Annotated in this window: 16 protein-coding genes; 9 read left to right on the top strand and 7 right to left on the bottom strand. The window is 71.4% G+C overall.

Going from position 1 to position 22,953, the window contains the following annotated elements; genetic code table 11:
* Nucleotides 1-40 precede the first annotated feature (40 nt).
* Nucleotides 41-745, top strand: coding sequence for a lytic transglycosylase domain-containing protein (locus tag ACFRFH_RS12480; protein ID WP_382463315.1), 705 nt, complete (start codon nucleotides 41-43; stop codon nucleotides 743-745).
* Between the two features lie 14 nt (nucleotides 746-759).
* Here the strand turns inward: ACFRFH_RS12480 and ACFRFH_RS12475 are convergent, their stop codons facing one another.
* Nucleotides 760-1,440: a hypothetical protein gene (locus ACFRFH_RS12475; RefSeq protein WP_382463314.1), complete on the bottom strand. Its 681-nt coding sequence runs from the start codon at nucleotides 1,438-1,440 to the stop codon at nucleotides 760-762.
* 62 nt (nucleotides 1,441-1,502) lie between these two features.
* On the opposite strand from ACFRFH_RS12475, the gene ACFRFH_RS12470 reads away from it, so the two are divergent.
* Both ACFRFH_RS12470 and ACFRFH_RS12465 read left to right on the top strand, forming a co-directional pair.
* Nucleotides 1,503-1,802 (top strand): hypothetical protein, encoded by a 300-nt coding sequence (locus ACFRFH_RS12470; protein WP_382463313.1) that lies wholly within the window; start codon nucleotides 1,503-1,505, stop codon nucleotides 1,800-1,802.
* A gap of 17 nt (nucleotides 1,803-1,819) precedes the next feature.
* Nucleotides 1,820-2,572, top strand: coding sequence for an alpha/beta hydrolase (locus ACFRFH_RS12465; protein WP_382463312.1), 753 nt, complete (start codon nucleotides 1,820-1,822; stop codon nucleotides 2,570-2,572).
* Between the two features lie 19 nt (nucleotides 2,573-2,591).
* On the opposite strand, the gene ACFRFH_RS12460 is transcribed toward ACFRFH_RS12465, so the two are convergent.
* Together ACFRFH_RS12460 and ACFRFH_RS12455 are read right to left on the bottom strand one after the other, a co-directional pair.
* On the bottom strand, nucleotides 2,592-3,629 hold the full coding sequence (locus tag ACFRFH_RS12460) for an AI-2E family transporter (protein ID WP_382463311.1): 1,038 nt from the start codon (nucleotides 3,627-3,629) through the stop codon (nucleotides 2,592-2,594).
* Between the two features lie 39 nt (nucleotides 3,630-3,668).
* On the bottom strand, nucleotides 3,669-6,962 hold the full coding sequence (locus ACFRFH_RS12455) for a hypothetical protein (protein WP_382463310.1): 3,294 nt from the start codon (nucleotides 6,960-6,962) through the stop codon (nucleotides 3,669-3,671).
* A gap of 183 nt (nucleotides 6,963-7,145) precedes the next feature.
* Between ACFRFH_RS12455 and ACFRFH_RS12450 the strand changes: the two genes are divergently transcribed.
* The 3 genes from ACFRFH_RS12450 (at nucleotide 7,146) to ACFRFH_RS12440 (ending at nucleotide 10,892) form a co-directional block, all read left to right on the top strand.
* Nucleotides 7,146-9,035 (top strand): hypothetical protein, encoded by a 1,890-nt coding sequence (locus ACFRFH_RS12450; protein WP_382463309.1) that lies wholly within the window; start codon nucleotides 7,146-7,148, stop codon nucleotides 9,033-9,035.
* A 39-nt stretch (nucleotides 9,036-9,074) separates the two neighbouring features.
* On the top strand, nucleotides 9,075-10,040 hold the full coding sequence (locus ACFRFH_RS12445; RefSeq protein ID WP_382463308.1) for a tetratricopeptide repeat protein: 966 nt from the start codon (nucleotides 9,075-9,077) through the stop codon (nucleotides 10,038-10,040).
* A gap of 66 nt (nucleotides 10,041-10,106) precedes the next feature.
* On the top strand, nucleotides 10,107-10,892 hold the full coding sequence (locus ACFRFH_RS12440; protein ID WP_382463307.1) for an SDR family oxidoreductase: 786 nt from the start codon (nucleotides 10,107-10,109) through the stop codon (nucleotides 10,890-10,892).
* A gap of 18 nt (nucleotides 10,893-10,910) precedes the next feature.
* Here ACFRFH_RS12440 and glgB read toward each other — a convergent pair whose 3' ends face one another.
* Nucleotides 10,911-13,121 carry a 1,4-alpha-glucan branching protein GlgB gene (gene glgB, locus ACFRFH_RS12435; RefSeq protein WP_382463306.1) on the bottom strand — a complete coding sequence of 737 codons (2,211 nt, stop codon included), beginning with the start codon at nucleotides 13,119-13,121 and terminating at the stop codon, nucleotides 10,911-10,913.
* Nucleotides 13,118-15,214 (bottom strand): alpha-1,4-glucan--maltose-1-phosphate maltosyltransferase, encoded by a 2,097-nt coding sequence (locus tag ACFRFH_RS12430; protein ID WP_382463305.1) that lies wholly within the window; start codon nucleotides 15,212-15,214, stop codon nucleotides 13,118-13,120. The genes glgB and ACFRFH_RS12430 overlap by 4 nt, the downstream gene beginning before the upstream one ends.
* A gap of 82 nt (nucleotides 15,215-15,296) precedes the next feature.
* Here ACFRFH_RS12430 and glgP point away from each other — a divergent pair, with 82 nt between their 5' ends.
* Nucleotides 15,297-17,864: an alpha-glucan family phosphorylase gene (gene glgP, locus ACFRFH_RS12425; protein WP_382463404.1), complete on the top strand. Its 2,568-nt coding sequence runs from the start codon at nucleotides 15,297-15,299 to the stop codon at nucleotides 17,862-17,864.
* Between the two features lie 54 nt (nucleotides 17,865-17,918).
* Here the strand turns inward: glgP and ybaK are convergent, their stop codons facing one another.
* Together ybaK and glgX are read right to left on the bottom strand one after the other, a co-directional pair.
* Nucleotides 17,919-18,413: a Cys-tRNA(Pro) deacylase gene (ybaK, locus tag ACFRFH_RS12420; RefSeq protein WP_382463304.1), complete on the bottom strand. Its 495-nt coding sequence runs from the start codon at nucleotides 18,411-18,413 to the stop codon at nucleotides 17,919-17,921.
* On the bottom strand, nucleotides 18,413-20,545 hold the full coding sequence (gene glgX, locus ACFRFH_RS12415; RefSeq protein WP_382463303.1) for a glycogen debranching protein GlgX: 2,133 nt from the start codon (nucleotides 20,543-20,545) through the stop codon (nucleotides 18,413-18,415). The genes ybaK and glgX overlap by 1 nt, the downstream gene beginning before the upstream one ends.
* 47 nt (nucleotides 20,546-20,592) lie before the next feature.
* Here glgX and ACFRFH_RS12410 point away from each other — a divergent pair, with 47 nt between their 5' ends.
* Both ACFRFH_RS12410 and mnmA read left to right on the top strand, forming a co-directional pair.
* Nucleotides 20,593-21,816, top strand: coding sequence for a cysteine desulfurase family protein (locus tag ACFRFH_RS12410; RefSeq protein ID WP_382463302.1), 1,224 nt, complete (start codon nucleotides 20,593-20,595; stop codon nucleotides 21,814-21,816).
* Between the two features lie 9 nt (nucleotides 21,817-21,825).
* Nucleotides 21,826-22,920 carry a tRNA 2-thiouridine(34) synthase MnmA gene (gene mnmA / locus ACFRFH_RS12405; RefSeq protein ID WP_382463301.1) on the top strand — a complete coding sequence of 365 codons (1,095 nt, stop codon included), beginning with the start codon at nucleotides 21,826-21,828 and terminating at the stop codon, nucleotides 22,918-22,920.
* Nucleotides 22,921-22,953: the final 33 nt, after the last annotated feature.

Raw genomic sequence — 22,953 nt, 5'->3', positions numbered from 1 at the left:
TGTTGGAAACGTGTGAAATGTCCGTTATGGTTCTGTGATCGTGGGTAGACAAGAAGCAGCAGAGCTCGTTCCGCTGACCCCTGCCAACCCGGTCGGAGTCGCATTCCGTCGTTCGCGACGGCCTCACGTCCGTTCGCGGGCCGTCATCTGGGGGTTCGCCTTCACGGCGGCCGTCGGCTTCGCGCTGGTCAACGTGGTGGACCCGTACTCGGGCTCCGCGGCCACGCCGGCGTACGCGGACACCCTCCAGAACATCCAGCAGAGCTCCCGGTACGGCGCTGTCCCCGTTCAGAGCCTGACGGCCCCGAACGCCTCGGAGACGGCCGTCACGCGCGACACGCTGGGCGTGAAGCTCAAGCCGACGCCCACCCCGACACCGACGCCCACGCCGACGAAGTCGTCGTCCTCGTCGTCGTCGGGCGGATCGAGCGCACCGTCCGCTCCCATCCCTGACCCGGGCACCGCGAAGGCGATCGCCTACCAGATGGTGCACCAGCGCGGCTGGGGCGACGATCAGTACAGCTGCCTGGTCTCGCTGTGGAACAAGGAGTCCGGCTGGCGCGTGAACGCGTCCAACCCGAGCGGCGCCTACGGCATCCCGCAGGCCCTCCCCGGCAGCAAGATGGGCCCGGGCTGGCAGACGGACGCCTCCGTGCAGATCTCGTGGGGCCTCGGCTACATCGCCGGCCGCTACACGAACCCGTGCGGCGCCTGGGGACAGTCGCAGTCGGCCGGCTGGTACTGAGCGGAGTCCGTCCCTCAGTCCGTGGGTGAGGCCGGCGTGTACTCGCGCCAGAAGCGGAAGTAGGTCCGCGCGCCGAGCCACAGCGACACCGCTGCATAGGCGACGGCGCAGACGATGCCGACGGTCCACGCCACGGGGACGTCGACCCCGCTGGTGGCGAGCAGGACGCCGAGGAAAAGGCCGACGAGCGCTCCGTTCACGACGAGCGTGAACATCATGCTGCTGCCGATCACCTGGGTCTTATCGCGCCGGCCCAGGAAGTAGTAAGTGTGGCTCACGCCCTCGCGGTCGTCGTGCCACGACGCCGAGAGCGCCCGCGCGACCTCCGGGGCCAGCCTGACGTACTCCGCGCGCAACCGGTTCATCGCGAGCACGTACATGAGGTCCTCCATCGACACGTTGGTTACGCGGACCTGGGTGAGGACGCCGACCACCACGACGAGGCCGAGCAGCGCGTCGGCGAACGCCGGGAAGATGCCCGTGAATTTCGTGGCCTGCCCCACCAGGGCGATGCTGACCAGCGCCGCGGACATGAGGGTCAGCAGCATGCTGATCCGCGTCAGCACTTCGCTCTGGGTCGTGCTGCGAGAGGCCAGGAGGCTCCAGTGCTCCGTCGCGAGGAACTGCGCTGTCAGAGCATCCGTCTTGGGGGCATCCGTGTTGCGGGAGCCGTCGTCTCGAGCGTCGTCGCTCATGCCGCCGATGGTACTGCGCGTGGGTCGGCGGGCGACAGCCGTGGCCTGCATAGACTGGAGCGGTGCCCCGCAGCAATCGTCCCCGCCGCCGTCACGGCGAGCAGCCCGAGGAGGAGCAGGACGGCCTCGACCGCCTGCTCGCGGGCTGGCGGCGCACGGAGGTGCGGCGCGGCGCCGAATGGAACGTGCAGCCCGTGTCGGCCGTGCAGGCGCAGAAGAGCTACATCTGCCCCGGCTGCGGCCGCGAGATCGGTCCCGGCGTCGCGCACCTGGTCGCGTGGCGCGCGGACGGCGTGATGGGCGACGCGGCCGACCTGGCCGCCCGCCGGCACTGGCACACGACGTGCTGGCGGGTCGCGTGAATGAGGGAGAGAGCGGAATGACCGACAGTGCAGGCGCCACGGCGCCCCAGGGGCCGATCGAGGTCCGCGGCGGCGTCGAGTTGCCCGCCCGGCGCGAGGACATCGAGCTGCGCACGCGCGACGGGTTGACCCTCGTCGGCGAGCTGGCCTCCCCGCTGGACCGCGAGCCGGTGGCGACCCTGGTCACGCTGCATCCGCTGCCGACCGGCGGCGGCTTCATGGACTCCCACATCCTCCGCAAGGCGGCCGGGCGCCTTCCTGCGCTGGCCGACATCGCGGTGCTGCGCTTCAACACGCGCGGCACAGCGTCGCCGCGCGGCCGCAGTCAGGGGGAGTTCGGCCACGGTGTGGACGAGCGCTACGACGTGGAGGCGGCGATGGAGTTCGTCGCCGAGCGCGGCCTCCCGCACCCGTGGCTGCTGGGCTGGTCGTTCGGCACGGAGCTCGCCCTGATGTACGGGCGGGAGTGCCCGGTGGACGGGATCATCCTGCTGTCGCCGCCGCTGCACAGGGCCAAGCCGGAGCACCTGGCCGCCTGGGCGGGGGACCACCGCCCGATCGTCGCGCTGATCCCCGAGCACGACGACTACCTCCAGCCCGCGGAGGCGGCGGAGCGGTTCCGCCCGCTGCCGCAGATCGAGCTGGTCGACGTGGAGGGCGGCAAGCACCTGTGGGTGGGGGAGAACCAGACCCGCCGCGTGCTCGACGAGATCGTGGAGCGGATGAACCCCGCGGCGGCGCCCCTGCCGACGCAGTGGCCGCCGGCCTGAGCCCGGCGAGACCGGCGGTCTAGAGCTCGTTCTGCCGCGGGATGACGACCTGCTTGATGATGAGCAGGATCGCCGCGGCGAACGGGATGGCGACCAGCGCGCCGAGGATGCCGAGCAGCGTGCCGCCGGCGAGGGCCGCGACCACGACCAGCGCGCCCGGCACCGAGACCGCGCGGTTCATGATGCGCGGGCTCAGCACGTATGCCTCCACCTGCATGTACACGAGGTAGTAGATCGCCGCGGCGATCGCGGTGGGCGGTCCCGAGAAGAAGCAGACCGCGACGATGATGATCGAGCCGGTGATCGTGCCCACGAGCGGGATGAGCGAGAAGAAGAACGCGATCGACGCGAGCAGGATCGGGAACTTCGCGCCGATGATCGTGAGGAAGATCGCGCTCAGCACGCCGTTGACGAGCGCGAGCGACACCTGGCCGCCGACGTACTTGCCGACCGAGTCGGTGATCTGGTCGCCCAGGTCGGCGAAGCGGGAGCGGCGGGAGGCCGGGACGAGCTGGTAGGTCGCGCGCTTGATGCTCGGCAGCGACGCGGTGAAGTAGATGGTCAGGATGACGACGATGACCACGCCGAACGCCCCCTGCACGATGCCGAAACCGGTCTGCAGCACCTTGGACGTGATGTCGGGCAGGTTCTTCTGCAGCCACTGGGTGACCGCGTCGATGTTCTGCTGGTTGACGATGGTCGGGAACTGGTGCTGGAGGCTGAGGAACCACTTCTCGGCGCCGCCGTTGTTGACCCAGTTGATCGAGTTCTGGACGAGTTGCGTGGCCTGACTCACCGCGATGGGGACGATCGCCCAGATCAGGCCGACGAACGCGCCGACGATGACGACGAGCGTGACCACCAGCGCCGCCCAGCGCGGGAACTTGCGCCGCTCCAGGAAGGAGATGAGCGGCTCGATGCCGAGCGCCAGGAACAGCGCGGCGCCGATGTACGTGATGATCGTGGCCAGGCTCACGATCGAGGTCAGGATGAGGAAGCCCAGCCCCACGCCGAGGGTGCCGATCAGGCCGACTCGAAACGCGTTCTGGATCTTCACTCAGTCCCCCTCCGGGCCCTCCGCCCGGGAAGGCGGAGCTCAGTCGTCGGCCGAAACCGTATCCGCCTGCTGGAGCATACCCCTCAGGTTCTCGAAGTATCCGGCCACGGCTTCGCGCTCAATCCTAATCTGGGAGAGGCGGTCTTCCGCGTCGGCGACCAGGCGTTGCGTGCGCTCCTCGGCGTCCGCCACCAGGGCGTCGGCACGCTCCTGGGCTTCGCGGACGATGTCGGCGGCGACCTTCTCGGCGTCCTTGCGGGCCTTCTTGACGGTCTCGCGGGCCTCGGTGCCGAAGGTCTCGGCCTCCGTGCGTGCCTGGGAGGTGCGCTTGACGGCGTCGGCGAGCTGGACGTTGGCCTCGTCCAGGTACTTCTGCGTCTGGGCGACGGCCTCCTGGTGCCGGCCCAGGTACTCCTTCTCGGCCTCGTCGCGGCGGGCGCGGAGCTCGACGTCGAGGTCGATGCGCGCCTGCTCGATCTCGCGGGTGCGCTTGTCCAGTTCGCCCAGAGTGGAAGTGCGAAGGGCGGTCAGCTCCGCCTCGAGGTCGGCGCGGGCGGTCGCGGCCTCCTGGTCGTAGGCGGCCTGACGCTCGGCGAGCTCGGCGTCGAGCGCGGTGCTCGCCTCCGCGGCCTCGCGCGCGACCTCGGCGCGGGCCTTCGCAGTCTCGGCGTCGATCGTGACGCGGGCGCGCTCGGTCTCCTCGGCCAGGGTCACCCGGGTCTGGTCGGCCTCGCGCTCCAGCTCGAGGCGCTGCTGCGCGCGGTCGTTCTTCAGTTCCTGGGCCGTGCGGGCACGCTGGTCGGCCAGATCGGCGGTCGTGCGCTTCACGTCGGCGGCGAGCGTGCTGCGGGTCTGCTCGGTCTCGTCGGCGAGCCGGGAGCGGGTCTCCTCGACCTCGGCGGCCAGGGCGGACTTCGTCTGCTCGACCTCGGCCGCGAGGGCGGACTTCGTGGTGGTCACCTCGGTCTCGAGAGCGGACGTGGTCTGCTCCACCTCGGCGGCGAGGTTGGAGGTCGTGGTCGTGACCTCGGTCTCCAGTGCGGATTTGGTCTGCTCGACCTCGGCGGCCAGTGCGGTCTTGGTCTGCTCGACCTCGGCGGCCAGCGCGGCCTTGGTGGTGACGACCTGGGTCTCGAGCCGGGAGAGGGTCTGCTCCTTCTCTGCGGCGAGCCGGGCGGCGGTCTGGTCGACGTCCGCGGCGAGCTGGGCGCGGGTGGAGGTCACCTCGGCGGTGAGGGCGCTGCGCTCGGTGGCGAGCTCCTCGGCCAGGGCGGTGCGGGCCTCGCCGACCTCCGCGGCCAGCTCGGCGCGCAGGTCGGTGGCTTCGGCCTCCAGCTCGCGGCGCTGGCGCTCGGCGTCGGCGGCCAGCTCCGAACGGGTGGTCTCGACCTCGTCGGCCAGGGCGGCCTGGGTGGTCGCCACTTCCTCGGCCAGCGCGGCCTTGGTGGTCTCGACCTCCTCGGCGAGGGCGGACGTGGTGGTCTCGACTTCTTCCGCGAGCGCGGCCTTCGTGGTCTCCACCTCGGCCGCGAGGGCGGCCTTGGTGGTCTCGACCTCCTCGGCCAGCTCGGCGCGCGCGGTCTCCACCTCTGCCGCGAGCGCGGCCTGCGTGGTCTCCACCTCGGCCGCGAGGGCGGCCTTGGTGGACTCGACCTCCTTGGCGAGGGCGGACTTGGTGCTCGCGACCTCCTTCTTCAGAGCGGAGCGCGTGCTCGTGACCTCCTTGGCGAGGGAGGCCTTGGTGGTCTCGACGTCCTTCGAGAGGGTGGAGCGCGCCGCGTCGATCTCCTTGGCGACGTCGGCCCGAGTGGTCTCGACCTCGGCTGCGAGGTCGGCACGGGTGTCGGCGACCTCCGTTGCCAGCTCGGCGGCGGTGCGCTCACGGAGAGCCGTGACGCGGGCGCGGGTGGTCTCCTCCTCGGCCGCGAGCTGGTTCGCGACACGCTCCCGGTCGGCGGTGAGCTGGGCGGCGGTCGCCGTGCGGTCGGCTTCGAGGCCGCTGCGGGTCTCCGTGGTCTCGCGCTCGAGGGTCGTGCGGGTCTGGGTGACCTCGTCGGCGAGCTCCTTCTGGGTGCGCTCGACCTCCTCGGCCAGCGCCGAGCGGGCGGTGGTCACGTCGGTCTCGAGCGCCGAGCGCGTGGTGGTGACCTCGGTCTGCAGCGCGGCCTTCGTGCTGGTGACCTCGTCGACGAGCGCGGCCTTCGTGCGCGACACCTCGTCGGCGAGCTCCGTCTTCGTGCGGGCGACCTCGTCCGCGAGGGCGGAGGTGGTCGTGGTGACCTCGTCGGTCAGGCGGGCCTTGGTCTGCTCGACCTCGGCGGCGAGGGAGCTCCTGGTCTGCTCGACCTCGGCGGCCAGGGAGGTCGTGGTCTGCTCGACGTCGGCGGCGAGCGCCTGACGCTTCGTGGTGTCCTCGTGGTCGAGGTCGGCGCGGGTCTGCGCGGCGTGGGCGGCGAGGGTCGCGCGCTGCTGCTCGACCTCGTCCGCGAGCTCGGCGCGGGCCTGGGCGACCTCGGCTGCGACGGCGCCGCGCGCCTCGGCCTGCTCGGCGGCCAGACGGTCGGCGGTCTCGGCGACGCGCTTGTCGAGCTCGAGGCGGGTCTGCGCCGTCTCGCGCTCGAACGCCGCGCGGTCGGCCGCGAGCGCGTTCTCCAGCTCGCCGCGGCGGGCGGCGATGGTGCGGTCGAGCTCGGCGGCCTCCGTCCGTGCGGCCTCGGCCTCGCGGAGGGCGACGGCCTTCAGCTCCGCGGCCTCGCGATCGGCCTCTGCACGGAGGGCGGCGGCCTCGCGCTTGCTCGTCGCGCGCAGCTCAGCGGCCTCGGTGGCGACGGCGCCGCGAATGGCTGCGGCCTCCCGGATCGCGTCGTTGAGCAGGGTCTCCTTGTCGGCCCGGGTGCGCGCCAGCAACTCGGACGACTCGATCTGGGCGTCCTCGAGGGCGGTCGTCGCGCGGGCCTGCGCGTCGGCGAGGACGCGCTCGGCCTGCTGGGCCGCCGTCCTCTTGATCTTGTCGATGTCGGCGGTGACGCCGGCGCGCAGCTTCTCTGCGTCGATGTCGGCCTGCGCGATGAGCCGGGTGGACTGCTCCTCTGCGACGCGGAGGGTGTTCTCCAGCTTGGTGCCGAGGCCGGAGTAGGTGGGGCTGCCGACCTCCTCGATCTCCGCGTTGAGCTCGTCGATGCGCAGCTGGAGGCGCTTGAGCTCCTTGGACTGGTCGGCCGACTGGGTGTTGGATTTGATCAGCTCGCGGCGGAGGTCCTGGATGGCCTGGTCGACTTCGTCCTTGTCGTATCCGCGAAAGGCCTGGGTGAAGTTGGATTCGTCGGTGGCCACCGTGTAACTCCTGTTGGATCGAGAGAGCGAGCCGCGCGCGCGCCGCATCGATCTTACATTTCGAGGCGCGTACCCGCATGGGGGACTGCGTGACCGTGCAGACAACGGTTAGATGCCTCTCAGGGTGCTCCATTATCGTTGTGTGACTGTGCCCGTCCCCCGTCCGGCACTGAGGAGTTCTGTTTGCGTTTCGTATTGGCCATCGTCGCGTTCGTGGTCGCTGCCGTCATGATCGTCGCCGGCATCGCCCAGCGCACGATCTTCGCACCGCCGTCGCAGGTGACCGCTGCCGCGACCGTCCCCGCCGACACCCGCTACGTCGTGATCGACAGCGCGGTGTTGAACGCCCATCCCGGGCAGCAGACGCTGTCCATCTCCGGCTCGAAGAACGCCAAGTCGCAGATGGTGGCCTACGGCCGCACCGCCGACGTGAAGGCGTGGCTGTCCGACCAGAAGTACGCGACCATCAGCTACCGCGCGGGTGACAGCGCGGTGACGGTGAAGACCGTGACCCCGAAGTCCGGCTCGACCGGAGCGACCGGCTCGACCGGCGCCGCAACCGCCACCCCGGCCCCGACGGCCACGCCGACGCCCGCCCCCACCGGCGCGGCCACGACGCAGGCGGCCACCCCCGGCCCCGACCCGGCCGGCTCCGACCTCTGGCTCGACGAGTTCGACGGCCAGGACGCCCAGGTCACCAAGATGAACGTCCCGTCCGGCGTCAGCGTCATCGTCGCCGGCGACGGGACCACCCCTGCCCCGAACAAGATCGTCCTGACCTGGCCCGTCGACACCAGCACGCCGTGGGCGTTCCCGCTCATCATCGGCGGCCTCGTGCTCCTGGTGATCGGCATCGCGCTCTACCTGTGGGGGCTCTACACCCACCGCAGGGCGCGCGGGCCACGACGCAAGAGCGGACCCAAGATGCCGAAGCTTCCCAAAGCCCCCAAGTACAAGCCGACCGCGTCCATCGAGGCGACCCCGCGTGGACGCCGGTCGACCCGCCGCACGCGCGTGATGGCGCCCGCCCTCCTCGCGGGCGTCCTCGCCCTGACCGGCACCGGAGCGGGCGCCGCGTTCGCCGACACGCCGACGCCCACGCCGACGCCGACCGCGACGTCGAGCGCGCCGAACGGCAACGCCAACTCCCCGGTCCCCGCCGTGACGGCTCCGCAGCTGGAGCGCATCATCAAGCGGATCTCGGTCGCGGCGGCCAACGCGGACGCCAAGAACGACCCGAACCTGGCCAAGCTGCGCTTCATCGGCCCCGCCCTCCAGCTCCGCGACGCCAACTATGCGATCCGCGTCAAGAAGGCCGACCAGCCGGCGCTGCCCGCCATCCCGGCCGGACCGCTCGAGCTCTCGCTCCCGCAGGCGACCGACAGCTGGCCGCGCACGGTCACGGCCGTCGTGAAGATGCCGAACGACGCCACAGGAAAGGCGCAGGCGCCGCTCGCGCTCGCCCTCGTGCAGCAGACGCCGCGCGACAACTACATGGTGGAGTACGCCATCGCGCTCGAGCCGAACGTGAAGGTGCCGAACCTGGCGCCGGCGAGCATCGGCGCCGCGGTGGTGCCCCCGGACTCCAAGCTGCTCAAGGTCCAGCCCGACCAGGTGGCGGCCGCCTACGGCGACATCCTGCTGAACGGCGACAAGAGCAAGTGGTACTCCAGCTTCGACCTCACGGACGACAAGCTTGTGGCGCAGGTCGGCGCCTCCTGGAAGGCGCAGGAGCAGGCCAGGCTCGCCCAGCAGTTCGGCCAGACCTCCACGCTCACGTTCGCGGGCCGCGCCGGCGCCGGCCCGGTCATCTCGATGGCGACCAACGACTCCGGCGCCATCGTCTGGGTCAACCCGGAGGAGGTGCAGCTGCACCGGGTGACGGAGGCGGGCGCCCAGGTCATCGCGGGCGCGACGACGGCGGCGCTGAGCGGCGTCGCGCAGTCCAACACCGGCATCGAGTCGGTGTACGGCTACCAGCTCGCGTTCTACGTGCCCCCGGCGGGCTCGAACGAGAAGGTGCGCTTGCTCGGCTTCGCCCAGGGGCTGGTGTCCGCGCGCGAGGTGCAGTGACCCGCATCCCGTCCGGGGCCGCGCAGTAGGCTTGACTCCATGAGTCAGCTTCCCCCGAATCCGACCAATCTCCGCGGCGCCGTGGACCTGAGCAGCCTGGTGAACCGGCCGCAGCCGGGCCAGGGCGATGCAGGCGGCGCGGCGCAGGGCGAGCCGATCGAGCTGCCCAGCCTGTTCTTCCAGGGCACGGACGCGAACTTCAACGACTTCATCGACCTGTCGATGCGCATCCCCGTCGTGGTCGCGCTCACGGCCGCGTGGGCCGACCCGGACCGCGCGCTCGCAACCGTCCTCGACCGCGTCACGAACGACCTCGCGGGGCGGATCGTGCTCGTGCAGGTCGATGTCGACGCGAACCCGCAGCTCGTGCAGGCGTTCCAGGCGCAGTCGGCGCCGGCCGTGGCCGGCATCGTGTCGGGCCGGCCGGTGCAGCTCTTCAGCGGAGCTCTGCCGGAGGAGCAGGTGCGCGACGTGATCGCCCAGCTCCTGGAGCTGGCCGCGCAGAACGGCGTGACGGGTGTCGCGCAGGTCGATGCGGCAGCGGGGGAGACCCCCGAGGCCGAGACCGACGAGCCCGCTCCGGAGCCGCCGCTGCCCCCGTTGCACGCCGAGGCGTACGACGCGATCGACCGCGGCGACTATCCCGCGGCCATCACCGCGTACAAGACCGCGATCGCGCAGGACCCGCGCGACCAGATGGCCATCGCCGGGCTCGCCCAGGTGAGCCTGCTGTCGCGCCTGGCCGGCCGCACGCTGGACGAGATCCGCAACACCGCGGCCGCCGCGCCAGGCGACAGCGACGCGCAGCTCGCCGTGGCCGACCTCGACCTCTCCGGCGGCCACGTCGACGACGCCTTCGACCGGCTGCTGACCCTGTTCCCGACGCTCGACGCCGAGGGCAAGGAGGCCGTGCGCGCCCGCATCCTCGAGTACTTCGAGATCGTCGGCGTGGAGGACCCCCGCGTCGGCAAGGCCAGGGCTAGGCTGGCGTCGCTGCTCTACTGACGCGAACCCACTTACCCGGGCCAGGCGCAGGGCGGCTGACATCCTCCTCGCCCGGAAGGCTCGCGCATGTCCCGTGTGCTCGTCGTCGGTGGGACCGGTCTCGCCGGTCGCGCCGTCACCGCTGAGGCCGTCGCGCGCGGCCACCAGGTCGTTGTCGCGGCCCGGCGCACGCCGGACGACGATGCGCCGGCCTACGTCGACGGCGCCGCCTACGTGACGGCGGACCTCGTGACGGGCGACGGGCTCGAGGAGGCGGTGAACGGCGTCGACGTGCTCATCGACGCGAGCAACGCCGGCGGGCGCCGCGCGTCGTACGTGTTCGCGCACGGCTCCCGCAACCTCCTGCACACCGCCGCCCGCTTCGGCGTCGGCCGGGCGGTGCTGCTGTCCATCGCGGGCATCGACGGCGCGCGCTACCCGTACTACCGGTCGAAGCTGGTGCAGGAGAGCACCTACCTCGAGTCGCCGCTGGAGGTCAGGATCGTGCGCGCGACGCAGTTCCACGACTTCGTCACGTCGGTCTTCGAGCGCGGCCGCCGGTTCGGGACGCTGACGGCGCCCTCCGGGACGCGGTTCCAGCCCATCGCGGTGACGGACGTCGCGCGTGTCCTGGTGGACGCGGCCGAGGGCGCAGGCACGCCGGGGTCGACGCGCACGGTGGGCGGCCCGCGGGTCGAGAGCGCGCGAGCGTTGGCCCGGCAGTGGAAGGACGCCACCGGCACGCGCCGGCCGATCCTGTCGGTCCGCCTCGGCGGCCCGCTCGGTTCGGCCTGGCGCGCTGGCCGTCACCTCGCGCCGGAGCACGCGGTCGACGGCGTCGCCTTCGCGACGTGGTTGAGCGAATCCGCCTGAGCCCAATCCTTCTGAGGGTCAGGGGCGGCGCGGCCGCAGGTAGAGCGCTCCCAGCGGCGGCAGCGTCAGCACCGCGGAGGCCGGGCGGCCCATCCACGGCTCGTCATGCGCGGTGACACCGCCGAAGTTGCCCACTCCCGAGCCGCCGAAGTCCTCGGCGTCCGTGTTGAGGAGCTCCTCCCACTCGCCGGCGAACGGCAGCCCGACCCGGTAGTCGGCGTGCGGCGCCCCGGAGAAGTTCAGCAGCACCGCGATCGGCGAGCCGTCGCGGTCCTTGCGCAGGAACGCCAGGACGTTGCCCGCCGCATCCGACCCGTCCAGCCATTCGAAGCCGCCCGGGTCGTTGTCGAGCGCCCAGAACTGCGGGTTGTCGCGGTAGACGGCGTTGAGCTGGGCGACGAGGTTCCAGAGCCCGCGGTGGCTGGGCTGGTCGAGCATCCACCAGTCGAGGCCGCGCTCCTCGCTCCACTCGGAGTACTGGCCGAACTCCTGGCCCATGAACAGCAGCTGCTTGCCGGGATGCGCCCACATGAAGGACAGGAACACGCGCACGTTCGCGAGCTGCTGCCAGTGGTCGCCCGGCATCTTGCCGATCAGCGAGCCCTTGCCGTGCACGACCTCGTCGTGGCTGATCGGCAGCAGGAAGTTCTCGCTCCAGGCGTAGACGAACGAGAACGTGATCTCGCTGTGGTGGTAGCTGCGCCACATCGGGTTCTCCTGGATGTACTGGAGCGCGTCGTGCATCCAGCCCATGTTCCATTTGAGCCCGAAACCGAGTCCGCCCGAGGATGTCGGCGCGGTCACGCCGGCGTAGCTCGTGGACTCCTCGGCGATCATCACCGTGCCGGGGTTGCGCTTGTAGGCGGTCGCCGTGACCTCCTGCAGGAAGCCGATCGCCTCCAGGTTCTCGCGGCCGCCGTGGATGTTCGGCTCCCACTCGCCCTCGTTGCGCGAGTAGTCGAGGTAGAGCATCGAGGCGACGGCGTCCACCCGGAGGCCGTCGATGTGGAACTCCTCCAGCCAGAACAGCGCGTTCGCGACCAGGAAGTTGCGCACCTGCGAGTTTCCGTAGTCGAAGATGTAGGTGCCCCAGTCCTTGTGCTCGCCGCGGCGCGGGTCGGAGTGCTCGTAGAGGGCCTGGCCGTCGAACCGGGCGAGCGCCCAGTCGTCTTTCGGGAAATGGCCGGGCACCCAGTCGAGGATGACGCCGATCCCGGCCTGGTGCAGACGGTCGATCAGGTACTTGAGGTCGTCGGGCGAGCCGAACCGGCTGGTCGCGGCGTAGTACCCGGTGACCTGGTAGCCCCACGAGCCGCCGAACGGGTGTTCGGCGAGCGGCAGGAACTCGACGTGGCTGTAGCCCAGCCCGCCGACGTAGTCGATGAGCTGGTCGGCGGCCTCCCGGTAGCCGAGGCCGGGCCGCCAGCTGCCGAAGTGGAGCTCGTAGACGCTCATCGGCCCGGCGTGCGGGTCGGTGGCGGCGCGGCGCGTCATCCACTCGCCGTCCGCCCACTCGTGCCGGCTGACCGTGACCACCGACGCCGTGTTGGGCGGGATCTCCGCGGACTGCGCCATCGGGTCGATCTTGCGGACCCATTCGCCGTTCGAGCCGAGCAGGTCGAACTTGTAGATGGACCCCTCGCCGAGCCCGGGCACGAACAGCTCCCACACGCCGGAGACGCCCATGTTGCGCATCGCGTGCAGGGTGCCGTCCCAGGCGTTGAAGTCGCCGACGACGCGGACCGCGCGGGCGTGCGGCGCCCAGACCGTGAAGGAGGTGCCGGTGACGCCGCCGAGGTCGCGGACGTGCGCGCCGAGCGCCGTCCAGAGCTGCTCGTGCCTGCCCTCCCGGATGAGGTGGAGGTCGAGCTCGCCGATCGTGGGCAGGAACCGGTACGGGTCGTCGGTGGTCCAGGTGCTGCCGCCGTCGTAGCGCGCCTCCAGCTCGTAGGCGCCGGGACCGACGATGTCGACGCCCTGCCAGATCCCGTGGCCGAGGTGGGCGAGCTCGATGTGCGCGCCGGTCGGCAGGATGGCGAACACGGCATCGGCGAGCGGCCGGAGCGCGCGGATCACCGTGATCGGGTCCTCGACGCCGGGCGCGGCGACCTGGTGCTGACCGAGCACGGAGTGCGGGTCGTGATAGCTGCCGGCGGCGACGGCCCGCAGGATGTTGTCGTCGATGGCGGGCAGATCGACGGCGGCGGCGCCCTCGGGGATCGGGGTCATCGTGCGGCCTCCAACGGCTTGACGGTCAGGATGTGCACGGGCTCGGTGAACGCGTCGAGGCGCACGTAGGCGTCCGAGCCCCAGGTCCAGCGCTGGCCGGTGACCAGGTCGCGCACCTCGAACTGCGCGCCCGGCTGGATGCCGAACGCCGTGACGTCGAGGTGGATCATGGTCTCGCGCACCGAGTGCGGGTCGACGTTGGCGACGACGAGCACCGCGTCGGGCTTGCCGCTGCGGGTGAACTCGCCGGCCAGGTACTTCGAGTAGACGAGGATCGACTCGTCCTCGCTGCGGTGCACCTGCAGGTTGCGGAGCTGGCGCAGCGCCGGGTGCTCGCTCCGCGCGCGATTGAGCATGGTCAGGTAGGGCGCGAGCGAGCGGCCGAGCGCGACGGCCCGCGCGTAGTCCCGCGGCCGGTACTCGTACTTCTCGTTGTCGATGTACTCCTCGGCTCCCGGCCGGGCGACGTTCTCGTACAGCTCGAAGCCGGAGTAGACGCCCCAGGTGGGAGCCGCCGTTGCGGCGAGGGCCGCCCGGATCTTGAAGGCGGCGGGACCGCCGAACTGGAGATACTCGGTGAGGATGTCCGGGGTGTTCACGAACAGGTTCGGCCGCAGGAAGTCGGCCGTCTCCGTCGCGAGCCCGGTCAGGAACTCCTCCAGCTCCTCCTTCGTATTGCGCCAGGTGAAGTAGGTGTACGACTGCTGGAATCCGGCCTTCGCGAGCGTGTGCAGCAGCGCGGGCCGGGTGAACGCCTCGGCCAGGAACACCACGTCCGGATCGGTTTCGTTGACCGTGTGGATGAGCCACTCCCAGAAGTGCAGCGGCTTGGTGTGCGGGTTGTCGACGCGGAAGATCCGCACGCCGAGCGACATCCAGTACCGCACGATCCGCAGCACCTCGAAGCGGAGGCCGTCGTAGTCGTTGTCGAAGTTGATCGGGTAGATGTCCTGGTACTTCTTCGGCGGGTTCTCCGCGTACGCGATCGTCCCGTCCGGGAGCGTGGTGAACCACTCCGGATGCGACGTGACCCACGGATGGTCGGGGGAGGCCTGCAGGGCGAGGTCGAGGGCGATCTCCAGCCCGGCCTGCTTCGCCTTGCCGAGGAAGAAGGCGAAGTCCTTCTCGGTGCCGAGGTCGGGGTGGATGGCGTCGTGGCCGCCGTCCGGTCCGCCGATGGCCCAGGGCGAGCCGGGGTCGTTCGGCCCGGCGTCGAGCGAGTTGTTCGGCCCCTTGCGGAAGGTGCGGCCGATCGGGTGGATGGGCGGCAGGTAGACCACGTCGAAGCCCATGGCCGCGACCTCGGGGAGGCGCTTGGCGGCGGTACGGAACGTGCCGGACTGCCAGCTGCCGTCGGCGGCGCGCTTGGCGCCCTCCGAGCGCGGGAAGAACTCGTACCAGCTGCCGACTCCCGCGCGGGTGCGCTCCACCAGGATGGCGCGCGTCGGCGACAGCGACGGCAGGGCGACGACGGGTCGCTCGGTGAGGATGCGGCGGATCCGGTCGTCCACCGCCGCCTGGAAGCGCTCGTCCACGCCGCGGTCGGTGTCGCCGACGACCCGGGCGGCCTCGGACAGGTGGCGGCGCTCCGCGGTGCTGCGGCGCTTGTCGGTCGCGGCCTCCTCCAGCAGGTCGCGTCCGGTGGTCAGCATCAGCTCGACGTCGACGCCGGCCGGCACCTTCACCTCGGCGTTGTGCCGCCAGGTGGCGTACTCGTCGGCGTAGGCCTGGACGCGGTAGCGCCAGAGGCCCTCCTCCTCGAGCTGGACCTCGACGCCCCACCGGTCGGTGCCGGGGGCGAGCGGCCGCATGTGGTGCTCCAGCTGGTTGCCCGACGGGTCGAGCAGGATCAGGTCGACGCCGATCCGGTCGTGCCCCTCGCGGAAGGCGGTGGCCCGGAACGGGACGACCTCGCCGCTGAACGCGGACGCGGCCCAGTGGCCCTCGTCCACCTGGGGCGAAAGCCCCAGGATCGGGAGCCGGGGGAGCAAGGGCTCGTACTCGGGTGCCGTCTGTACGGGTGCCGGCTCGACGGCTGCCGGCGCCTCCGGTGCTGCGGCGGCTGATGATTTGGTCGCTGCGCTCTTTGCCACATGCCGACCGTACACTCATTCGCTCTTTCGTCATGAGCCCGCATTAACACTCCCGTCACGAGGCGCGTCTATGCTCGTGCGAGTGAAGGCCATCCGTAGATTCACCGTCCGCGCAGTCCTCCCCGAGACCCTCTCCGCACTGGAGGAGATCGCAGGCAACCTCCGCTGGTCCTGGCATGAGCCGACCAAGGAGCTGTTCGCCCGCATCTCTCCGGAGCTCTGGCAGGAGGTGGAGCACGATCCCATCGCGCTGCTCGGCTCGGTCGAACCGGCGAGGCTCGCCGAGCTCGCCGCCGACCCCGGCTACGTCGACTGGGCGAACCACGTCCGCGATGAGCTGCGCGCTTACATCCGCGACCCGCGCTGGTACCAGTCGCTCGACGGCTCGGCGCCGGCGACCATCGCCTACTTCTCGCCGGAGTTCGGCATCGCCTCCACGCTGCCGCAGTACTCCGGCGGCCTCGGCATCCTCGCCGGCGACCACCTCAAGGCCGCGAGCGACCTCGGCGCCCCGCTGGTCGCGGTCGGCCTGTTCTACCGCTCCGGCTACTTCGCGCAGGCGATCACGCCGGACGGCTGGCAGGTCGAGAGCTACCCGGCGCTCGACCCGGACGGGCTCCCGCTGAGCGTCCTGCGCGACCCGGACGGAGCGCCGGTGCAGATCACGCTCGCCCTGCCGGCCGGCGAGCTGCGCGCCCGGGTCTGGCAGGCGGCGGTCGGACGGGTGACCCTGCTGCTGCTGGACACCGACATCCCCGAGAACGACGAGAGCCTGCGCTCGGTGACCGACCGGCTCTACGGCGGAGGCGGCGAGCACCGGCTGCTGCAGGAGCTGCTGCTCGGCATCGGCGGCGTGCGCGCCGTGAAGGCGTGGACCGGGCTCACCGGCGCGCCGGAGGCCGAGGTGTTCCACACCAACGAAGGGCACGCCGGCTTCCTCGGCCTGGAGCGCATCTCGGACCTGATCGGCGAGGGGCTGACGTTCGACCAGGCCCTTCAGGTGGTGCGCGCCGGCACGGTGTTCACCACGCACACGCCCGTCCCCGCCGGCATCGACCGGTTCGACCGGCCGCTGGTCGAGCGCTACTTCTCCACGGCGCTGCTGCCGGGGGTCGAGCCGGCCCAGGTGCTCGCGCTCGGCGCGGAGGACTACCCGGGCGGCTCCGAGGCCGTGTTCAACATGGCCGTCATGGGCCTCCGCCTCGGCCAGCACGCCAACGGGGTCTCCCGTCTGCACGGCGAGGTCAGCCGGCAGATGTTCGGCGGACTGTTCCCCGGGTTCGACAGCCCGGAGGTGCCGATCGACTCGGTGACCAACGGCGTCCACGCGCCGACCTGGACCGACCCGATGCTGCGCTCCCTCGCGATGGAGCGGCTCGGCACCGACGACACCACGCACGCCGACTGGGGGAACCGCGGCGCGGTGAGCGACCTCGACCTGTGGAGCGTGCGCACCCGGATGCGCGAGCAGCTGGTCAAGGACGCCAGGCACCGCGTCGCCGCGGCCTGGGAGGCGCAGAACCCGGGCGGGATCGCGCCGGTCTGGATCAGCGACCTCCTCGACCCGAACGTGCTCACCATCGGCTTCGCCCGGCGCGTGCCGACCTACAAGCGGCTGACCCTGATGCTGCACGACCCGGAGCGGCTGCGGAACATCCTGCTGCACCCGGAGCGCCCGGTGCAGTTCGTGATCGCGGGCAAGTCGCATCCGGCCGACGACGAAGGCAAGCGGCTCATCCAGAAGCTGGTGCAGTTCGCCTCGGAGCCGGAGATCCGCTCGCGGATGGTGTTCCTGCCGGACTACGACATCGGCATGGCCCAGCTGCTCTACCCGGGCACGGACGTCTGGCTGAACAACCCCCTGCGGCCGCTGGAGGCCTGCGGCACCTCGGGCATGAAGGCGGCGCTGAACGGCGGGCTCAACCTGTCCATCCTGGACGGCTGGTGGAACGAGTTCTACGACGGCGAGAACGGCTGGGCGATCCCGTCCGCCGACGCCGCGGGCGACGGCGCCGAGCGCGACGCGCTGGAGGCCGAGGCGATGTACGACCTGATCGAGCACCTGATCGCGCCGCGGTTCTACGACCGCGACGGCGACGGCGTGCCGGAGACCTGGGTCGGCCAGATCCGGCACACGCTCGCGACGCTGTCCTCCCCGCTGAGCGCCGAGCGGATGGTGCGCGAGTACGTGGAGCGGCTCTACATCCCGGCCGCCGCCAACGAGAAGCGGCTGAGCGCCGACGACTACCGCGACGCCCGCGAGCTCGCCGACTGGAAAAATCGCGTGCGATCGGCGTGGCCCGGCGTGAACGTGGCCCACGTCGACGCGGGCGGCCTCGACGATGTGCCGCAGGTGGGCGACCAGCTCCGGGTGCGCGCCCTCGTGCACCTGAACGGCCTGAGCCCGGAGGACGTGGAGGTGCAGCTGGTCTACGGCCGCAGCTACGACGGCGACGACCTGACCGGCGTGCACTACGAGCGGCTGACGCTCGACCGCGACATCCCCGGCGCCGACCCGTCGGTCGCGCACGAGTTCTCCGGCGGCGTGACCCTGACCTGGGCCGGCTCGTTCGGTTACACCGTCCGCGTCGTGCCGGTCAACGACCTCCTGCTGTCCGCGGCCGAGCTCGGCCTGGTCGCGGCCGCCTGACGATCTCCCTGACAGGACACGCCGTCTCGGCCCGAGCCGAGGCGGCGTGTCCTGTCAGTTCGTTCGCGCGATCGGCGCGTAACTGGCGCCCGTGGCGGCGACGAGAGCGTCTGGCGCGAGCTCGAGGTCGAGGCCGCGGCGGCCTCCCGAGACGAACACCGTGTCGAAGAGCTGCGCGGTTTCGTCCACGACCGTGACGTGCCTTGTCTTCTGGCCGATGGGGGAGATGCCGCCGACGACATAGCCGGTCCGCCGCTCGGCGACGGCGGGGTCGGCCATCACCGCGCGCTTCGCGCCGACCGCGGCGGCGAGCGCCTTGAGGTCGAGCATCGCGGTCACCGGCACGACGCCGACGACGAGCCCGAGCTCGGTGTCGGCCAGCAGGGTCTTGAACACCCGGTCCGGCTCCACTCCCAGCGCGTCGGCGGCCTCCAGGCCGAAGGAGGGCGCGGCCGGATCGTGCTCGTAGGCGTGCACGGCGAAGGGGATCGCCGCGGCTGCGAGCGCAACCGTGGCGGGCGTACCGGCCGAGGCCGGGCGCTTCGACATCAGGCCCCTGCCGTCATCTCGACGCGCGGACCGTTCGCCCGGTAGAGCTGCATCGAGGTGCCGCCGACCAGGCGCGTGCTGCCCGGCGGGACCTCGACCCCGTCCTCCAGGATCGGCACCTCGGTCGCGCTGTCCCAGAGCAGCTGGTACGACTCCACGCCCGGCGCGACCGGGAGGGAGACCTCCACGTCGTCCTCCACGCCGTGCACGATGAGGAGCACGCGGTTGAACTGCTCCTTGTCGGGCGTGGAGGCCGCCAGGTACTGCAGGGTGCGGTTCTCGGGGGAGTTCCAGTCCTCGTCGTCCATGAGCGCGCCGGTGGCGTCGAACCAGTCCATGTGGCTGGCGTTCGGGGTGGTCTCGCCGTAGACGGCGAACCGGCTCGGGCGCAGCGCCGGGTTCTCGCGGCGCAGCTCCAGCAGGCGGCGGGTGGTGTCGAGTATCTCCCGCTGCTCCCGGGTGCGCAGCCAGCTCATCCAGGTGAGCTCGCTGTCCTGGCAGTAGGCGTTGTTGTTGCCGCGCTGGCTGCGACCGAACTCGTCGCCCGCCGTGATCATCGGCACCCCGGCGGAGAGCAGCAGCGTGCCCATCAGGTTGCGCATCGCCTTGTGCCGGTCGAGCAGGACGCGCTCATCCAGCGTCGGACCCTCCGCGCCGTGGTTGAACGAGCGGTTGTTGTCGGTGCCGTCGCGGTTGTCCTCGCCGTTGCCGAGATTGTGCTTGACGTTGTACGCGGTGAGGTCGGCCATGGTGAAGCCGTCGTGCGCGGTGACGAAGTTGATGGAGGCCAGCGGGCCGCGCTCGGGCGAGAACGTGTTGGAGGAGCCCGCCAGCCGGGTGGCGAAGCCGCCGATGCCGATCGGGGCCTGGCCGTTGCGCCGCGCCTCGGCGATGTCGGCCAGCCAGAAGTTGCGGACCCGGTCGCGGTAGCGGTCGTTCCACTCGGACCAGCCGTCCCTGCCGCAGGTGCCGTCGGTGGTCTCAGTGCCATCCTTACGGTCCGGGCGGCCGGGGAAGTTCCCGGTCTGCCAGCCGCCGATGCCGACATCCCACGGCTCGGCGATGAGCTTGACGTCGGCGAGCGCCGGGTCGCTCAGCATCTCGTTGATGAGCGGGTGGTCGCGGCTGTAGGAGGCGTCCTCCCCGCGGCCCAGGGTGACGGCGAGGTCGAACCGGAAGCCGTCGATCTGCACCTCCTGCGCCCAGTAGCGCAGCGAGTCGAGCACCAGGCGCTGCGGGACCGGATGCCCGAAGTCCACCGTGTTGCCGCAGCCGGTGACGTCGATGTAGACGCCGTTCGCGTCCTGCCGGTAGTAGGTGGCGTTGTCGATGCCGCGCAGGCTGGTGCGCGGGCCGCCGATGCCCTCCTCGGCGGTGTGGTTGTAGACCACGTCGAGAATCACCTCGATGCCCGCCTCGTGCAGCAGCTTCACCATCCCCTTGAACTCCACCAGCACGGCCTCCGGGCCGGCTGCCTGGGCGGCACGAGTGGCGTACGGGGCGTGCGGGCTGAAGAAGTTGAGCGAGTTGTAGCCCCAGTAGTTGGTCAGGCCCTCGCGGATGAGGCGCTGCTCGGAGGTGAACGCGTGCACCGGGAGCAGCTCCACTGCGGTGACGCCGAGGTGCTTCAGGTAGCCGATGGTGGACTCGTGGGCGAGCCCGGCGTAGGTGCCGCGAAGGTCCTCCGGCACGTCCGGGTTCTGCCGGCTGATGCCGCGGACGTGGGCCTCGTAGACCACGGTGTGATCCAGCGGGATGCCCGGCTTGCGGGAGTCCCCCCAGTCGAAGCCGTCGGAGACCACGGTCGAGCGCCACTCCTCCGCGCCGACGCGGGTCAGACCCTTGGCGTACGGGTCCATCAGCAGCGTCTCCGGGTTGAACATGTTCTGCGGACCGGAGGGACCGGAGACGTTGATCGCGTACAGGCTGCCGACCTGCAGACTCCGGGAGCGGCCCATCCAGACGTTGTTGGCGTCCTTGACCATCTGCACGGTCTTGGTCCGCCAGTCCGGGTCGTCGCGGTGGAACAGCAGCAGCTCCATCGCGTCGGCGTGCTCGGAGTACACCCGCAGCTCACCGCCGTGCGGACCGATTCGTACACCCAGGTTGCGCAGAGGATCGGCGGACGTCATGCGTTCTAGAGTAGGACCACACCGCGCCGCACCCGGAGGAGGCCTCGGTGCCCGTCTACCTCGACCACGCCGCAACCACCCCCATGCGCCCGGAGGCGATCGCCGCCTTCACGGACGCCCTGGGGCTCGTCGGCAACCCGTCGAGCATCCACAGCCAGGGCCAACAGGCCAAGCGGATGCTGGAGGAGGCCCGCGAGGCGGTCGCGTCGACGCTGGGCTGCGACCCGATCGAAGTGGTCTTCACCTCCGGGGGCACGGAGGCGATCAACCTCGCGATCAAGGGGCTGTACTGGGCCCGGAACGCCGGCGCTGCGCATCCGCGCATCCTGGCGCCGGGCGGGGAGCACCACGCGACGGTCGACGCGGTGGAGTGGCTGGAGCGCGCGGAGGGGGCGCGGGCGCAATGGCTGCCGCTCGACCCGGAGGGGCGGGTACTCCCGGCCGTCGTCGAGTCTGCGCTGGTGTCGTCGTCCGATGTCGCGCTGCTGACCTTCCTCGCCGTGAACAACGAGGTGGGGACCATCCAGCCGGTCGCGGCGCTGGCGGCACTCGCGCGCGACGCCGGGGTCCCCGTCCATGTGGACGCGGTCGCGGCGTACGGCCATCTGCCGATCTCCTTCGCCGACCTGGGCGTCGACGCCCTCAGCGTCTCCGCGCACAAGATCGGTGGACCGGTCGGGATCGGCGCGCTCGTCCTCGGGCGGCGCTCCGCCGTGGTCCCGCTCATCCACGGCGGCGGGCAGCAGCGCCAGGTGCGCTCCGGGACCCAGGACGTCGCAGCGGCCGTCGCCTTCGCGGCGGCGGCGCTCGCCGCGGAGGCCGAGCGGGTCGAGGAGGCCCGCAGGCTCGCCGGGCTGCGCGACCGGCTGATCCGCGGGGTGCGGGAGGCCGTTCCCGCGGCGGTGCTGAGCGGCCCAGAGCCCGCGAGCGGCGCTGAGCCGTCGGGCGGCGACCGGGTGGCTTCGAACGCCCACTTCGTCTTTCCCGGCGCGCAGGGCGACTCGTTGCTGTTCCTGCTGGACCTCGCCGGGCTCTCGGTCTCCACGGGTGCGGCCTGCACGGCGGGCATCCCCGAGCCGTCGCATGTGCTGCTGGCGATGGGGCGCAGCGAGCAGGAGGCGCGCAGCGCGCTGCGCTTCACGCTCGGCCGCAGCTCCGACGAGGCGGATGTGGATGCGCTGCTCGCGGCGCTCCCGGCCGCGTACGCCCAGGCCGCCCGCGCCGGCCTGGCCGAGCGCACGCCCGGGAGCCGCTCAGGCGCCACGGCGTAGACTCCTCGGGTGCGAGTTCTGGCAGCGATGAGTGGCGGCGTCGATTCCGCCGTGGCCGCTGCGCGCGCCGTGGAGGCCGGGCACGACGTCGTCGGGGTGCACCTCGCGCTCAGCCGGATGCCCGGAACGCTGCGCACCGGCAGCCGCGGCTGCTGCACCATCGAAGACTCGATGGACGCCCAGCGCGCCGCGAACATCATCGGCATCCCGTATTACGTCTGGGACTTCTCCGAGCGGTTCAAGCTCGACGTGGTCGACGACTTCATCGCCGAGTACTCGGCCGGCCGCACCCCCAACCCGTGCATGCGCTGCAACGAGCGCATCAAGTTCGCCGCGCTGCTGGAGAAGGCGCTCGACCTCGGCTTCGACGCCGTGTGCACGGGCCATTACGCGAGCATCCTGACCGATGCCGACGGCAACCGCGAGCTGCACCGCGCGAGCGCGTGGGCCAAGGACCAGTCGTACGTGCTCGGCGTCCTCACGGCCGACCAGCTCGCGCACGCGATGTTCCCGCTCGGCGCGACCCCCTCCAAGGCGGAGGTGCGCGCAGAGGCGGCCGAGCGCGGCCTGAGTGTCGCCAACAAGCCGGACTCGCACGACATCTGCTTCATCCCCGACGGCGACACCCGCGGCTGGCTGGCCGAGCACGTCGGCGCGGCGGAGGGCGACATCCTGGACCGCGAGGGCAACCGGCTCGGCTCGCACGAGGGCGCGCACGCCTACACCGTCGGCCAGCGCAAGGGCCTCAACATCGGCTACCCGTCGCCGGACGGCCGCCCGCGCTTCGTGCTGGAGGTCCGGCCGAAGGACAACACGGTGGTCGTCGGCCCGAAGGAGGCGCTCGACATCGCCGAGATCGCCGGCTCGCGCTACACCTGGGCCGGGGAGGCTCCGCTCGCGCCGGAGACGGCATTCGCGTGCGACGTGCAGATCCGCGCACACGCGGACCCGGTGCCTGCCGTGGCCCAGGTGCGCGACGGCGAGCTCGTCGTCCGCCCTGACGAGCCCTTGAACGGCGTCGCCCCCGGCCAGACCGCCGTCGTCTACGTCGGCACCCGCGTCCTCGGCCAGACCACGATCGACCGCACCGTCTCCGCCGCCTGACCCGTCGGCAACGGAGGACATCCGCCCGCGCGC

Source organism: Leifsonia sp. NPDC056824, assembly GCF_042789575.1.
Taxonomy (GTDB): domain Bacteria; phylum Actinomycetota; class Actinomycetes; order Actinomycetales; family Microbacteriaceae; genus Leifsonia.
The sequence above is the reverse complement of the archived record's forward strand: the minus strand, read 5'-3'. Positions and strand labels throughout refer to the sequence as shown.

Bases quoted from the DNA above. Each gene is read 5' to 3' on its own strand.
- ACFRFH_RS12475 (WP_382463314.1), bottom strand. From the start codon at position 1,440: ATGAGCGACGACGCTCGAGACGACGGCTCCCGCAACACGGATGCCCCC.
- ACFRFH_RS12465 (WP_382463312.1), top strand. From the start codon at position 1,820: ATGACCGACAGTGCAGGCGCCACGGCGCCCCAGGGGCCGATCGAGGTC.
- ACFRFH_RS12445 (WP_382463308.1), top strand. From the start codon at position 9,075: ATGAGTCAGCTTCCCCCGAATCCGACCAATCTCCGCGGCGCCGTGGAC.
- ACFRFH_RS12440 (WP_382463307.1), top strand. From the start codon at position 10,107: ATGTCCCGTGTGCTCGTCGTCGGTGGGACCGGTCTCGCCGGTCGCGCC.
- glgB (WP_382463306.1), bottom strand. From the start codon at position 13,121: ATGACCCCGATCCCCGAGGGCGCCGCCGCCGTCGATCTGCCCGCCATC.
- ybaK (WP_382463304.1), bottom strand. From the start codon at position 18,413: ATGTCGAAGCGCCCGGCCTCGGCCGGTACGCCCGCCACGGTTGCGCTC.
- glgX (WP_382463303.1), bottom strand. From the start codon at position 20,545: ATGACGTCCGCCGATCCTCTGCGCAACCTGGGTGTACGAATCGGTCCG.